The 13688-nt window shown below is 40.7% G+C and carries 14 protein-coding genes; 4 read left to right on the top strand and 10 right to left on the bottom strand.

Going from position 1 to position 13688, the window contains the following annotated elements:
* Positions 1–11: 11 nt before the first annotated feature.
* The 6 genes from DBR32_RS02110 to DBR32_RS02085 form a co-directional block, all read right to left on the bottom strand.
* Entirely contained in the window at positions 12–1073 is a 1062-nt protein-coding gene (locus DBR32_RS02110) for an efflux RND transporter periplasmic adaptor subunit (RefSeq protein ID WP_124634630.1), read from the bottom strand.
* Positions 1074–1109: 36 nt separating this feature from the next.
* A complete protein-coding gene (locus DBR32_RS02105) occupies positions 1110–2456 on the bottom strand; it encodes a TolC family protein (RefSeq protein ID WP_124634629.1) in 1347 nt (448 codons plus the stop codon).
* Between the two features lie 12 nt (positions 2457–2468).
* Positions 2469–2966 carry a MarR family winged helix-turn-helix transcriptional regulator gene (locus tag DBR32_RS02100; protein WP_124634628.1) on the bottom strand — a complete coding sequence of 166 codons (498 nt, stop codon included), beginning with the start codon at positions 2964–2966 and terminating at the stop codon, positions 2469–2471.
* Positions 2967–3139: 173 nt separating this feature from the next.
* Positions 3140–3793 carry a metal-dependent transcriptional regulator gene (locus DBR32_RS02095; protein WP_124634627.1) on the bottom strand — a complete coding sequence of 218 codons (654 nt, stop codon included), beginning with the start codon at positions 3791–3793 and terminating at the stop codon, positions 3140–3142.
* A 24-nt stretch (positions 3794–3817) separates the two neighbouring features.
* The gene (locus DBR32_RS02090) at positions 3818–6139 is read right to left on the bottom strand and encodes a hypothetical protein (protein ID WP_124634626.1); all 2322 of its coding nucleotides are present in this window, start codon (positions 6137–6139) and stop codon (positions 3818–3820) included.
* Positions 6140–6159: 20 nt separating this feature from the next.
* Positions 6160–6873, bottom strand: a complete 714-nt coding sequence (locus DBR32_RS02085) for a glycosyltransferase family 2 protein (protein WP_124634625.1) — start codon at positions 6871–6873, stop codon at positions 6160–6162.
* A 144-nt stretch (positions 6874–7017) separates the two neighbouring features.
* Here DBR32_RS02085 and DBR32_RS02080 point away from each other — a divergent pair, with 144 nt between their 5' ends.
* Complete coding sequence (locus DBR32_RS02080; RefSeq protein ID WP_199724297.1) at positions 7018–7959, top strand: glycosyltransferase family 2 protein; 942 nt, start codon at positions 7018–7020, stop codon at positions 7957–7959.
* Here the strand turns inward: DBR32_RS02080 and folK are convergent.
* From folK to DBR32_RS02060, 4 genes are all read right to left on the bottom strand, one after another.
* Positions 7937–8446, bottom strand: a complete 510-nt coding sequence (gene folK, locus DBR32_RS02075; RefSeq protein WP_124634623.1) for a 2-amino-4-hydroxy-6-hydroxymethyldihydropteridine diphosphokinase — start codon at positions 8444–8446, stop codon at positions 7937–7939. The two genes, DBR32_RS02080 and folK, sit on opposite strands and share 23 nt — an antisense overlap.
* A 10-nt stretch (positions 8447–8456) precedes the next feature.
* Complete coding sequence (gene lipB / locus DBR32_RS02070) at positions 8457–9194, bottom strand: lipoyl(octanoyl) transferase LipB (RefSeq protein ID WP_233559636.1); 738 nt, start codon at positions 9192–9194, stop codon at positions 8457–8459.
* A gap of 75 nt (positions 9195–9269) precedes the next feature.
* Positions 9270–9800, bottom strand: coding sequence for a calcium-binding EGF-like domain-containing protein (locus DBR32_RS02065; RefSeq protein ID WP_124634622.1), 531 nt, complete (start codon positions 9798–9800; stop codon positions 9270–9272).
* An 80-nt stretch (positions 9801–9880) separates the two neighbouring features.
* Positions 9881–10747 carry an RNA polymerase sigma factor RpoD/SigA gene (locus DBR32_RS02060; RefSeq protein ID WP_124634621.1) on the bottom strand — a complete coding sequence of 289 codons (867 nt, stop codon included), beginning with the start codon at positions 10745–10747 and terminating at the stop codon, positions 9881–9883.
* Between the two features lie 241 nt (positions 10748–10988).
* On the opposite strand from DBR32_RS02060, the gene DBR32_RS02055 reads away from it, so the two are divergent.
* The 3 genes from DBR32_RS02055 (at position 10989) to DBR32_RS02045 (ending at position 13664) form a co-directional block, all read left to right on the top strand.
* Entirely contained in the window at positions 10989–11369 is a 381-nt protein-coding gene (locus DBR32_RS02055; RefSeq protein ID WP_124634620.1) for an START-like domain-containing protein, read from the top strand.
* A 160-nt stretch (positions 11370–11529) separates the two neighbouring features.
* Positions 11530–13005 carry an LptF/LptG family permease gene (locus tag DBR32_RS02050; RefSeq protein ID WP_124634619.1) on the top strand — a complete coding sequence of 492 codons (1476 nt, stop codon included), beginning with the start codon at positions 11530–11532 and terminating at the stop codon, positions 13003–13005.
* Positions 13002–13664 carry a phosphatase PAP2 family protein gene (locus tag DBR32_RS02045; protein WP_158605883.1) on the top strand — a complete coding sequence of 221 codons (663 nt, stop codon included), beginning with the start codon at positions 13002–13004 and terminating at the stop codon, positions 13662–13664. Before DBR32_RS02050 ends, DBR32_RS02045 begins: the two co-directional genes overlap by 4 nt.
* The last annotated feature ends 24 nt before the right edge of the window (positions 13665–13688 follow it).

Raw genomic sequence — 13688 nt, 5'->3', positions numbered from 1 at the left:
AAGCAGTATGCTTATTTAACTGATTTTACGGTCGATCCGTTTTTGATATTGATCTGTCCGCTTACCACAACATCTGTTCCTTCGGCCAGGCCGCTCAACACTTCGATTTGGTTGCCGATCTCTCTGCCGATCACGATGTCTTTTAATACTGCAATATTGTTTTCCACTACATAAACCTTAGGTGTTTTCATTCCTTGCGTTAAGGCAGTTCTTGGAATCAACATCATGTATCCGCCACCTTTCTTGTTGAAATTAACAGAAACCGTCGTTCCCGCTTTTAATGGGAAACTGCTATTGTTTTGTAATAAGATTTCTACCGGATAGTTATGCGTTGCATCACCCTGTGCACTGATAAAAGAAATAGTACCGGAGAAGGTATGACCAGTGTAAATATCAGTGGTTACCGTTACTTTATCACCGATTTTCAATCCATACGCATCGTTTTCACTCACCATTACATTAACTTTCAATTGTGAGATGTCTACGACATGGGCCAGTGGTGTACCTGCACTTACATATTCTCCCGGTTCTTTTAATTTGCTCACTACCTGACCGCTAATCGGAGATTTGATCGTATTATCTGCAATTTGTTTGTGCAATAAGTCGATTTGTGTTGTGGCATTATCTCTTTGATATTTCGCATCCTGAAAGTTTACCTCAGTAGCGGCTTCACCTTCTAACAAATTCTTGTATCTCGTGAAATCCTTATCTGCTTTAGCTTTTGCGATTTCAGCTTGTCTCAGGTTGATAGATTGCTGACGGCTGTCTACCTGAGCGACTACGCCTCCCTGGCTTACATAACTGCCTAATTTGAAATTTACAGAAGTCAGTTTACCGGCAGAAATGGCCATAATATCGGCTTCTCTGTTCGGAATCAGGTTTCCGGTTTTCATCAGCTGATCGGTAATCATTTCTTTCTTTACCGTCGCTACAGACACCGGAATAGATACATTCTTTTGTACCTCAGGCTTGTTTTTCTCGTCTATTTTCTTCTTGTTGGAAGATAGTTTCCATGCAATAGCAGCAATAACTGCAATCACAATAATAATGGGAAGGATAGCTTTCTTATTCATAAAAATATATGATTTGTTTTGTTTGTTTTTTGATAATTATAATTGTGCGTAATATTCGTCTAAAGTTCCGTTGGCTTTTTTGAGCTCGATCTCTGCCAGGTAAAAATCTAACAAGGACTGTATGTAATTGTTTTGTGCCTGCTGATAAGAGTTTTCAGCATTCAATAACTCTGTCAGGGTGGCAATACCTTCTTTATGTTGTGTGGCTACATTGGCATATACCTCATTGGCCATATCCATATTTGCTTTATTGGTCACAATAGTGCTTTGTGCTCTGCTGAAGGCCAGACCTGCATTCTGGTAAGTCAATATTTGTTGTTCCTCTTGTAGTTTAAGATTCTCTTGAGCATTTATATAATCAATATTGGCCATTTTATATTGGGCATCTCTTTTGAACCCTCCAAAAATGTTCCAGGAAAATTTCAATCCCACTACCGCAAAATCATAGAGCTCGCTATATGCCTTGCCAATATCGTTACCGAAACCGTTCGCACCATAACGGGCATAAAAGTTAAGGGTAGGGTAGCGGCCGTCTCTGATATTTTTTCTATTGATATCCAATAAAGTCAGTTGCGTGTAATTCAACTTATAATCAATAGTCTTCTTATAATCGAAGATTGGGGCATCTGCATTTAATACTGCTGACGGACTCAGCCATCTGGAAGTGTCGCTCAATAAAACCTGTTCTGCAAGGTCTTTTCCCAAATGAAACTTCAAAGTATTCAGCGCCAGTTCATAAGAGTTTTGCGTCACGGATATCTGAGATACAGTATTATTGATGTTTACCTGTACCTGTTTGATATCTATTTTTTTAGCCACACCTTCTTTTGCCCTTAACTGTGCAATTGCCAGTGTTTTTTCCATCCGGGTTTTATTGTCTTGCAATAATTCCAGTTGTTTTTGGGTAATGATGATTTTATAATAGGCATTCGCAATATTGTATATGATGTTCTGTTGGTTCAGTTCTTCATTCAATTGCGCCAGGTCAATATTAGGTTTTCTTGCTTTTAAACCCGTAATGGCTGCCTGGTTGAAGATTGGCTGATCCAATTGCACCGAATGGGTTGAGTTGTACTGCGTACCAAAACTTACTCTTTGCGCCGGTGTACCGGGTCCGAATGCACCCGCCGGGATGATCGTTACCGGGAGCTTCAGGTTATCGTCCAATCCTGCATTGATATTTACCTGAGGCAAATAAGTAGACAGTGCTTCTCTCGCTTTTTGTTGGGCTTGTAATTTATTGTTATTGTAAATAGTAATGCTACGGTTGTGTTTTAGTCCGTAAGCAATGCTTTCTTTCAGTGTAAGCTGTTCCTGAGCTTGTACTGCGGTTCCCGAGGCAATCATTGATGCCAGGAGTAAGGTTTTGAAAGTTAGCTTCATCTTAAGTATATATTATGAATTTTGTATGTGTTGACAATGGATATCATCCAATCCGGGCAGACTGGCAAGTTTTTCTCCGAGCGATTTAAGGGCGTTTGTCAGTAAATCTACATCGGTGGCTGCGGCTTCTTTAATCGTTTTATTGACTTCTTCAATAACGTCGTTAATAAGCAGTACCGCTTTATTTCCTTCTTCTGTAAGGCTAATCAGGTTTGCTCTTTTATCAGTTGGATGCGGTTGGATTTTCACCAAACCGTTTTTTTCTAAATGACTAATGGTCCTTTTTACGGAAGCTTTGTCCCGGCAAATGTTATTGGCTATTTCCTGTTGAGAGATCTGATCGTGTATATAGATGGCCATGAATACAGGAAGCTGATCTACTTGTAAGGGTAATTTGGTTTCTGCAATAAGCTTACTACTGATGCGGTGCGACGCCACTAAAACTTTTCTGAGCTGTCCGAAAAAGGAATGCTCTAGTCCTTCCAGAAAATTTTCTTTGATGTTTTTCACTATATGAAAATTGAAATTTCCTGCAAAGGTAAATTTGGTTGATATGTCAACCAAATTTATTTTGTCATTAATTTGTGATTATCGGGCCGGGGGGAGGCGCCTTAATGATATTTAGCTGTTGTTGGCAAAGATAATATGCAATATTATAACAAAAAATTATAAATTGAACAGGATTATCTGCGGACTAATAGTTTCTCACAGACGACTTTACTATAGGTTTCCAGGGGATTTTTACCAATAAGGAGCTGCATACTGCCATCATATGGTTCTATATGATGCACGACAATGGGATCACCCAGTTTGATTTGCTTGGTATTCAGGAATTTTAAAAATTCGTCGGAAGAGCGCGTTACTGCGGATAAAATAACTTTTTCGCCTTCTTTACAATCACAGAGGTTTACATAATCCACCCATTCCATTTCACCACTTTTGTTCGGAATAGGAGATCCATGCGGATCTGCTTTGGGGAAGCCCAGCATTGCATCCATTTTATCGAAAAACAAGGGAGAATGTAAGTGTTCGATCTGCTCGGCAATTTCATGTACCTCTTCCCAGCCAAAGCCCATTTTCTCCACAAGAAACATCTCAGTAAGCCGGTGTTTTCGGATAATGAGCGCGGCTTGCTTTTGGCCTTCTTTGGTAAGCCGGATCGGTTTGTAGCTTTCGTATTCAACCAGTTTTTTTTCATAAAGCTTTTTCATCATGCTGTTTACCGTGGGCATTTTGATATTCAAATGCTTACTTAAGTCGTTAACATTAACGGCTCCGGAGGCTCCTGCAATGAGGTATAATGCTTTAAGATAATTTTCTTCTGCTAGGGAATACATAAACGCAAAGATAAGGATTACGGCTTATTGCGCTTTTTGTGGCCGGTTATTTAAAAACAAAGTACCACCAGGTGCCTTGTAAAAGTATATCGCCGATGAAGGTGCCAGCACCAGCTCATCAATGCCAAAATAGTTTTCATGCGAATGATCGGCTATGATGCCAACTACCAGATAGGCTGTTTGCGCCTCAATTTTAATATCCTTATCCACAAAAAACCAGTTGCCGGAAATGTAGGTGCTGTATTTAGTAGATACATCCAAAAAGCCAATCTTATTGTTTGCTTTGTCGTATTGGTAAATATTGAAATAAGGACTGCGGTAATTTGTCAGGTTGCATTTTACCCACATGGAAAGATTAAACATACTGTCTGTATGCATGTTCGGCATAGGAATCGTATCAAGTACAACCTCTTTATTCGCCCATACGGGTTTAAAACTATTAGTCCCCGCGAAAGCAGTATTGTTTTCGGTATGATCGAAATGATTTACATAATAGAAGCCGGTACTGCCCAGCAGGCCTTCTGTTGCGGTGGTATCTGCAGCACGTTTTTTGATGCCGCTGGTATAGGCCTTACCCTGTACCTGGAAGGCTTGGATATCTACAGCGTATACGCCAAGGGTGCTGTCTTTATCCCCGATAAAGGTGGCATATTGCATCCATTCCTGTTCCTTGGATTTTAAGGGAAATGTCTTGTCTATAAGCAGCAAGAGGGGTTTGTTATTAAAGCGGTTCAGGATATTTTTTGGATTAAACGGCCCATCGATGATATTGACCGTTTCAAAAGTTTGGGGCCACGAAGTGCGCGACATCATCACATTCACCACGGGTAAGCCCGTTTGCAGCGACATTTTACTCAGTCTGCCCAGGTTCATGCCCTCATTTACATCCATGATCCATAATTTTTCGGAGCCGATGTGGAAGAAGGGTAATCCAAGCGCTGCCTGAAACTGATGGGGCTGATACCCTTTTTCCTGCAACCAGCTGTTCCAGTTTTTCCCCGACTGATCATAAAGCCAGGTATAGTTTTCTTTTACATCCTGCATAATCACCCGGCTATTTTCATAATATCCGGTGAGCTGTATCGCCCAAATAAGAGGTGTCAGAAATAAAATACCATAAGCCCATACCCGCTTACCATTGCTCAGGTATTGTTTTGCAAAATGATATACAAATAAGGCGGCATATATCATGATAAGATAATAAAAAGGCCAGATGAACCTTCCTAAAGTCCTGAATTGCCGAAGCACTGATATATGGTCTGCAAAAAATTCCCTTGCCCAGACAAAGGGAACGCCCATGGCAAAAAGCAATTGAAAGAGGGCAACCCAAAGCCAGATTGTATATCCTTTTACCGGCTGTACAAGAGATTGTTTGTCTTTCTTTGTTTTTCCTTTGATAAACCGATAGAGGAACACAAGAAATACGATAATAGTGATCAGCCCGACATAGGCTTTTCCTTCCGTTTCAGACACATTTTCGGGCTTGCCAAAAATAAACTGGAAGATATATCCTAATGGGGTTTTGTTCACCAATAGATCCTTACCCTGTGTTTCTGAAGTCAGTACACCATAGGGATAAGCGGGCCGTCCCGCTGTTTTATCGGTCATTTTTAGGTATACCGATGCAATGCCAAAACTAAGGATGGCTGCGAGCGCCAGGGGCGTTAAGTATCGGATCTTTTGTTTGAGTAAGGTCGTCTTCCGCTCTGTAATTAAATAAGCAATTGCATAAAACCCGATTAAGACCGCGATGATCGCAAGGTTGTATAAATGAATAAAAGCCAGAAGTGTTGCACAACAAAAGAGGGCAATCGCGTATTTTAATTTTTTGGTTTCCTGGTACCGTATCAGTTGATAAATGGTAAAGGGGATGTAGAACACAAAGCCCATTCCGAAATGCCCGTATATTTTGAACAATTGCGGCGAGAAGAAGGTAATAAACAAGGCAGAAACGATTGCCCATAATGAGGCCGCTCCATATTTTCTTAGTATTTTGTAAATATAATATGTGGCCAGGTTCAGGGAAAGGAGCAAGAGCCCGTGCATGATCCCCAAACTATAATGAGCAATACCCGGAAACCATTGACTGAGCCATTTTATGCTTCCTGCAAGGGCCGGCATATTGTCGGTAAATACAATATGCTCCCCGAATGGATAATTCATTCCTGAAAAATGATTGCCCTGATCGTACTGGATATAATAGAGATAAGTATAATAATTTTTCATGCCATCCCCTCCGATACTCATTACGCCAGTGTTGAGATGTATGATCAGATCATAAAAATAGCACAGGGTTAATCCGATAGAAAGGAACCATAGAACCGATGGGGCAATATATTTCTTCATAATGTATTAGCTATAGCCGCTTAGTATTTCGTCTTCTTTAATAATATTTTTAAAAAATTGGTGCTTTCTCCCGCCAGTACCTTTAGATTCATCTTCCGGAAAAAAACATTCGGTCTCAGGCTTATTTTTATCGGGCTAACGATTAGGTTTCGCTTCTTTCGAAAGGCCTGATAGATAAATTCGAGATCGAAGAGGTACCGATTGATGGTCGTCTGTATAAATAAGGCTTGTCCCTTTTTATTAAAACCCTTTAAACCACATTGCGTATCGGTAATCGGCATGCGAAAACAAAGGCTAATACCTTTTCGTAGAGACTTGGAAATAAATTTCCGATACTTAGGCAAATACTGATAATAGCTGTCATCCTTTATCCCGATCGCAATATCTGCTTTATGGCTGGTCAGCTCCTCCAGAATACTTAAAAAGCTTTCTGTGGTATATGGAAAATCAATATCCGTGTAGATGATGTAATCGGTCGTAGCTACCTGTACGCCTTCTCTTAAAGCCGCACCTTTTCCCTTATTGACGGGATAACTGATATACGTCAGTACATCAATTTTTGTATGGAGAAAATCAATGGCCTCTTGTATATCCTGACTGCTGCCGTCATTGACAATAATCAGTTCTGGAGAGCAACCGATTTGATCCGAAATTACCCGGTATCCCTCATATACATATTGCTCCCAGTGTTCAGGAGGATTATAACAAGGTAATACGATACTGATAGAGGTCATTTTGGCTGAAAAGTCTTGGTGAAAACGGTAAACGGTAAAACTAACAAAAAATGATCATATAAGTGAGCTGCGCTTATGGTATGGCTTCCTTAGAAGGTAAATGAATACATAATTATAGTTACATTTGCGAATTAAAATGATATTATGCCTCCTCGCCTCGTTATAGTGATTCCTTGTTATAATGAAGAAGAAGTTCTTCCCGAAACATCGAAGCGCCTCACGGTATTATTGAAGGAATATGTGAAGCAACAGATGATTGCCGCGGATAGTTACGTATTGCTTACAGATGATGGAAGTAAAGATAAAACCTGGTCCTTAATTACCGCACTGTATACCTCAAATCCTTATTTCAAAGGGCTTAAGCTGTCACGCAATTTCGGGCATCAGAATGCCTTACTGGCCGGGCTGTTTCATGCCGATGATGCCGATATCATTATTTCTATTGATGCAGACTTACAAGACGATCTTAATGCGATGGCGGCCATGATTGCCGCTTACCAGAATGGTTATGATGTGGTGTATGGCGTACGGGATGACCGGAGCACCGATACCAGTTTCAAGCGCAACACGGCATTGTGGTTTTATAAATTACTGTCTGTAATGGGCGTAGAATCGGTTTATAATCATGCTGACTACCGCTTGTTGAGCCGCAGGGCAATGGATGCGTTTAAATCGTTTGAAGAAGCCAACCTGTACCTGCGCGGCATGGTGCCTATGATCGGCTTTAAACAAACAAGCGTATATTATAATCGTGGGGAGCGGTTTGCAGGGGAAAGTAAATATAATTTTCGTAAAATGCTGTCCTTTGCCTGGAATGGCATTTCCAGCTTGAGTATTAAGCCCCTTCGTTTTGTGACCTTTTGTGGTTTTGCCGTATTCATGATCACGATATTACTGGGTATTTATGCCCTAGTCTCCTACTTTACCAATCATGCGGCAACCGGTTGGGCTTCTACCGTTATTCCCATGTACTTTCTGGGTGGTATTCAGTTATTATGTATTGGTTTGATCGGAGAGTACGTGGCCAAAATGTATAAAGAGGTCAAGCAGCGCCCGAGATTTATCATAGAAGAGCATCTGCAGTAAGATCCGTTGTATAGCGCGTTACCGCTAGAGGATCTGTACATTGGGCCAATAGTGTGGCTACTGACTGGTGTAGTACGGGATGTATGTATGCTCCTGCAATATCCGATAAGGGTTGCAGAACAAAGCGACGCACTTGCATCAACGGATGAGGAATAACCAAATCCCGCGTCTGCACTACATCCTCATTAAAAAAGATAATATCAATATCTATGGTACGGCAGCCCCAGTGCTCCTGGCGTTGCCTGCCCAGTTTTATTTCTATAGCCAGTACCTGTTGCAATAAGGCTGTTGCAGACAAATCTGTTTCCATCTTAATTGCCTGGTTCAGGTGTGCCGGCAGGTCTTCTTTGCCCCAGGCAGCCGTTTCGTATATGGGTGATGCACTGATCACCGTACCTACTTCTTTGCAGAGGAAAGCGACACATTCCCGGAGCGTTTTGAGCCGGTCTCCTTCGTTGCCGCCCAATAATAAATATGCTGTATTCAAGAGTGGTGCTTTAGGAGGCATGTCTTAAGCTGGCGCCAAAGATTTCTTCAAAATGTTTTAAAAATACTTTTTTTACTTCCTGCTCGTCAACCTGCGCCTTTAGCTCCTGTTTCATGCTCGTAACGCCTTTATCGCTAATGCCACAGGGAACAATGTAATTAAAAAACTGGAGATCGGTATTGACATTTAATGCCAGGCCATGAATGGTGATCCAACGGCTGCAACGCACACCCATCGCACAAATCTTACGGGCTTTAGCCGGATTATCTGCATCCAGCCATACACCGGTAGAGCCTTCAAGACGCATACCGCTAAGGCCATATTCGCCAATGGTTCGTATAATCACCTCTTCTAAAGAACGCATGTACCAACCCAGATCCGTTTTGAATGCTTCCAGATCTAAAACAGGATAAGCCACCATCTGTCCCGGTCCATGATAGGTAATATCTCCTCCACGGTTGGTCTTATAGAAAGTGACGTCCAGGTCCTTCATGCTTTGATTGTTGATCAAAAGGTTTTCCAAAGCACCACTTTTTCCTAAAGTATATACATTCGGGTGTTCACACAGGAACAGGTGCTGGGCAATTTCTTTTTCTGTACCGGTTTCATCCTTTGCCGCAAATCGTTCCGACTTGATGTTCAGGCCCTGTTTCATAATGTCTTCCTGGAGATCCCATGCATCGCCATATTCAATATTGCCTAAGTCTTTAAAGTTTACCGAAACCATACGATGATTATTTGTCTGCAAAATTCGGAAATTATTGGGTAAAAATTAAGCGAGCAATATTGAATTTGCTCGCTTAGGTATAAAAAAGATTTATAATTAAGGATTGGTTATCACTACTTTCTTTCCGGTAAATTTGCAATTCTGCCTTTCACCCGAAGCGAGCGTGATGGATTCCAGATAAACGTAGATTAAATCGCCGTCTATTTGAATGCTCGGATGGATACTCACCACACCATTATTAAAGGTTTCAAATGTCGCATTTGGATTATCTGCAGTGCCTTTGAAATCAACAACCGAAGTATTACCGGCATACATAACCAGGCTTATTTTATTAGGATCCTTTACTAAATTAAGCACTACGCTATCGGCTACAATCGGGAACAATACATTGTCGTGTGTACAACGAGTAGTCCCTTTGTATTTACCTATAAAACGGGTGGCTGTTTTAATCTCGCATTGCGCGCCTTCATAACCCGTAGGGCATTGACACAAACCTTCTGTACAGCTACCTCCGTTTTGACACAAAAGTGTAGTACAAGGATCCTGTTCACAAGAAGTACTTAATACCATTCCGCCCATGGCCAAAAAGCCAAAGCTTGCTAATAGAATAGATTTTATTTTTTTCATGTTTAATTATTTGATAGTATTCACATTCCTCAAAACAGGAATAAGGCTTAAAGATAAAATAAATTTTCTAAAATGATCGCTTAGCCTAAGAAATATTTTAGTAAATGACACTGGTTATTTGATTGTAATTTACTGATGGCCTTATCTTTTATTTGTCTTACCCTTTCCCTGGTTAAGCCAAAATGATCACCGATATCTTCTAAAGACACCGCATGGTCATATCCCAGGCCAAAATACATTTTTACAACTGTGCGTTGTTTGTCTGAAAGTAAGTTTAAAGTACGGTCGATCTCCGTTTTCAGCGACTGGTTATTAGTAATCTCGTTGTCTACAGAAGAAGCATTCTCATTAGTGAGTACATCCAGTAAACTACCGTCTTCTCCGTCGGAGAATGGTGCATCAACGCTGATGTGGCGGGTAGACACGCCTATGGTGCTTTCAACCTCTTCAATATCGATCTCCAAAAGCGTGGCGATTTCGTCTACAGAAGGTTCACGTTCAAATTCCTGCTCTAAAGCGGTATATGCTTTTCCTATTTTATTGGTCAGGCCCACTTTATTGAGCGGTAAGCGTACAATACGGCTTTGCTCTGCCAGCGATTGCAAAATAGATTGCCTGATCCACCATACGGCATAAGAAATGAATTTAAAGCCTTTGGTTTCGTCAAAGCGCTGTGCAGCTTTAATCAGGCCCAGGTTACCTTCATTAATAAGATCGCTTAAGGATAAGCCTTGGTTTTGATATTGCTTGGCTACCGAAACAACAAACCTAAGATTGGCTTTAGTCAGTCGTTCCAGTGCTTTCTGATCCCCCTGTTTTATCTTTATGGCCAACAATACTTCTTCTTCGGGGGTAATAAGCTGAACCTTTCCGATTTCCTGAAGATACTTTTCCAGGGATTGACTTTCCCTATTCGTAATCGACTTGGTAATTTTAAGTTGGCGCATTGACATAACTCTGTAAATTTTTAACTTATAAACACTAATTTTTTTGTGTGATTTAAACTATTTTTAACATTATACGATACCAAATTTAACGATTACTTAATTTAATTCCAAATAAAATGTGAACACCGGGATTTTTTTGTTACATATTTTGTAAAAATTAAAAAAATTAAAGAAAGGTTTGTTTTTGTCAGAATTTTTATCCTTATTGCAGACACAATTTATTTTTGTTTAAACCTTTAGTATGAGTAAAAAGAACCAGTACAACATCGAAATACCAATACGCTGCAGTCCTAGTATATTATTCGAATTTTTATCTACACCAGCCGGATTGCAGGAATGGTTTGCCGATGAGGTGAATCAACGCGATCATACTTTCTTTTTTAGCTGGAAGGGCGTAGCCGATGAAGCCGAGTTACTGGAAATGACAGAAAATGAATTTGTGCGTTTTCGCTGGGATTATTATGACGATAATGAATATTTTGAATTTAGAATAACCCAAAGCGATGTGACCAATGAAACAATTTTACAGATCACTGATTTTGCTGACAAAGCAGAAATTAAGGATCAGCAACAATTATGGAGCACACAAATAAATGATTTGAAACACAGATTAGGAAGCTAAGCGGAAAATATACAGATGCTTTGAGCCGTTTATATAGGGATAACCTATTATAAACGGCTCTTTTCTTTTGCTATAAAAAGCTTAAAAGCATAGATTACATTTTACTGCTAGCGCTAAGCATGCTATATTTGCAGGGTAATTTTTGCGTCTTACCACGAATATGAATTTCGGAATCAAGAAACTGGATAAACTAATACTGAAAAGTTTTATGGGGCCATACGTGGTCACCTTCTTTATTGTGTTATTTGTATTCCTGATGCAGTTCTTTTGGTTGTATATGGACGACCTGATCGGAAAGGGACTCTCCATATCCCTGGTTTTAGAACTAATGGTCTATATGTCGGCCACCTTAGTACCCATGGCCATGCCCCTAGGTATATTACTGGCCGCAATCATGACTTTTGGGGGCCTTGGGGAGAATTATGAACTCGTTGCCATTAAGTCTTCAGGGATCTCCTTGTTCCGCTTCTTAAGACCCTTAACCTTATTTGTCCTCGCAATCGTGGTGGGCATGTTCCTGTTCAGCAATTACGTCATTCCCAAAGCAAATCTTAAAGCCTATTCCCTGCTGTATGATATGAGGAATAAAAAACCGACCATGAGCATTAAGCCCGGAGTCTTTAACCGGGGGCTGGGTAGTTTTGTGATAAGGATCGGCAGTAAAAGTGAAGATGGTACTACCATTAAAGATGTACTGATCTATGATCACAGCAAAGGCTATGGTAATAATAATGTGGTCGCCGCCGAAAAAGGTAAAATGTACCTGAGCACCGATAAGCGTTTTTTGGTCTTTGAATTGACCAATGGATGGCGTTATGACCTCAAAAAGGATGAGACCGGTGTATATGAGCAACAGAGGATGTTCTTTAAGCAATGGAATAAGGTGATTGATGTATCCGGTTTCGGTTTTTCCAGAACTAAAGAAGAGTTATTCAAAAGCAGCGAGGAAATGCTGGATATCGCGATGTTGAACAAGGGTATTGACAGCACCTACAAAACGATTGCCAAAGACAGAAATGAACTGAAGCGGAGCACGGCCTATTTTATAAGCCTCGGTAAGAATGATGCCGCGGCGCGTGCACTGAAAGATAGCATAAGGGCATATATGGCCAAAATGCCGGAAAAGACTTATAGTAAAGACCTGATTACCCGTTTTACCGCCGAAAAGCAAAATGATATTGCCAATAAGGTGACCAATAATGCGCAAAGTATACAACGTTACTTGTCCATTAATGCAACAAACACGGAGATTAACACGACAAGGTTGAACCAGTATAATATGCAATGGCACAAAAAATTCACCTATGCTTTTGCCTGTTTAGTGCTGTTCCTGATCGGAGCGCCTATGGGTGCGATTATCCGCAAAGGGGGATTAGGCATGCCGATGGTAATCTCCGTACTCTTTTTTGTGGTATATTTCATTCTCTCTTCTACAGGGGAAAAGCTGGCCAAGCAAGGGAAGCTACCTCCGGTACAAGGAATGTGGCTGGCGACAATATCCTTATTGCCCGTAGCGATCTTGATACTAATACAAGCGAGAAACGACTCACCAATATTTAAGAAAGAAGCCTATATTAATGTTTGGAGGAAGCTCAAGCAGTTCTTTGATAAAAAATCAAAATTGCCCGCTGCTTGATTGCTGTAACCGAACAATATCAACCAAAGCCTGATACAAATGACAGAAAGGGCTTATACTGCTTTCTGGCGGCTTTTCTGCTTTGGGTACTGGTAGGAGGATGCTTATTAATACACTACGGAGATGCATTCTTATTCCGGTATATCCATATCCGGCATACCGACTTGCTGGATACCTTTTTTAAATATTTTACTTTATTCGGGACAGCACTCCTCATTATTCCCGTTTTATTATGCTTATACTGGTTCCGGTATCGGAACAATGCTTTTTTAGGCTTATTGCTCACGACCCAACTGGGTTCCTTATTGATCAACCAAGGGCTGAAATTCTGGTTTGCTAGGCCTCGTCCGGCAGCTTTATATGAGAAAGAAGCCTGGTTTCATCATATACCCGGCGAAACCTTACATTATGGTAATTCTTTTCCCTCAGGCCATACGGCAGGAGCATTTGCCTTTTTTTTATTACTGTCCTTACTGTTGAGGAAGCGGCATTGGTTTTGGGCTTTTGCATTCCTCATATGCGCCTTACTGGTGGCCTATTCCCGTATTTATCTGGCACAGCATTTCTTTGCAGATGTATATGCCGGAAGTATCGAAGGCGTACTCGTCTGCCTGATAGGGATATACGGGTTTCGCAAACAACATTCTTTCTTTAAATAATACACTTAATTGCCTATCACAAAG

Source organism: Taibaiella sp. KBW10 (assembly GCF_003852495.1).
Classification (GTDB): Bacteria; Bacteroidota; Bacteroidia; order Chitinophagales; family Chitinophagaceae; genus Edaphocola.
The sequence above is the reverse complement of the archived record's forward strand: the minus strand, read 5'-3'. Positions and strand labels throughout refer to the sequence as shown.

Excerpts from the sequence above, each read along its gene's own strand:
- DBR32_RS02060 (WP_124634621.1), bottom strand. The coding sequence starts at position 10,747 with ATGCGCCAACTTAAAATTACCAAGTCGATTACGAATAGGGAAAGTCAA.
- DBR32_RS02080 (WP_199724297.1), top strand. The coding sequence starts at position 7,018 with ATGCCTCCTCGCCTCGTTATAGTGATTCCTTGTTATAATGAAGAAGAA.
- DBR32_RS02065 (WP_124634622.1), bottom strand. The coding sequence starts at position 9,800 with ATGAAAAAAATAAAATCTATTCTATTAGCAAGCTTTGGCTTTTTGGCC.
- DBR32_RS02105 (WP_124634629.1), bottom strand. The coding sequence starts at position 2,456 with ATGAAGCTAACTTTCAAAACCTTACTCCTGGCATCAATGATTGCCTCG.
- DBR32_RS02090 (WP_124634626.1), bottom strand. The coding sequence starts at position 6,139 with ATGAAGAAATATATTGCCCCATCGGTTCTATGGTTCCTTTCTATCGGA.
- DBR32_RS02050 (WP_124634619.1), top strand. The coding sequence starts at position 11,530 with ATGAATTTCGGAATCAAGAAACTGGATAAACTAATACTGAAAAGTTTT.
- DBR32_RS02085 (WP_124634625.1), bottom strand. The coding sequence starts at position 6,873 with ATGACCTCTATCAGTATCGTATTACCTTGTTATAATCCTCCTGAACAC.
- DBR32_RS02095 (WP_124634627.1), bottom strand. The coding sequence starts at position 3,793 with ATGTATTCCCTAGCAGAAGAAAATTATCTTAAAGCATTATACCTCATT.
- DBR32_RS02055 (WP_124634620.1), top strand. The coding sequence starts at position 10,989 with ATGAGTAAAAAGAACCAGTACAACATCGAAATACCAATACGCTGCAGT.
- DBR32_RS02110 (WP_124634630.1), bottom strand. The coding sequence starts at position 1,073 with ATGAATAAGAAAGCTATCCTTCCCATTATTATTGTGATTGCAGTTATT.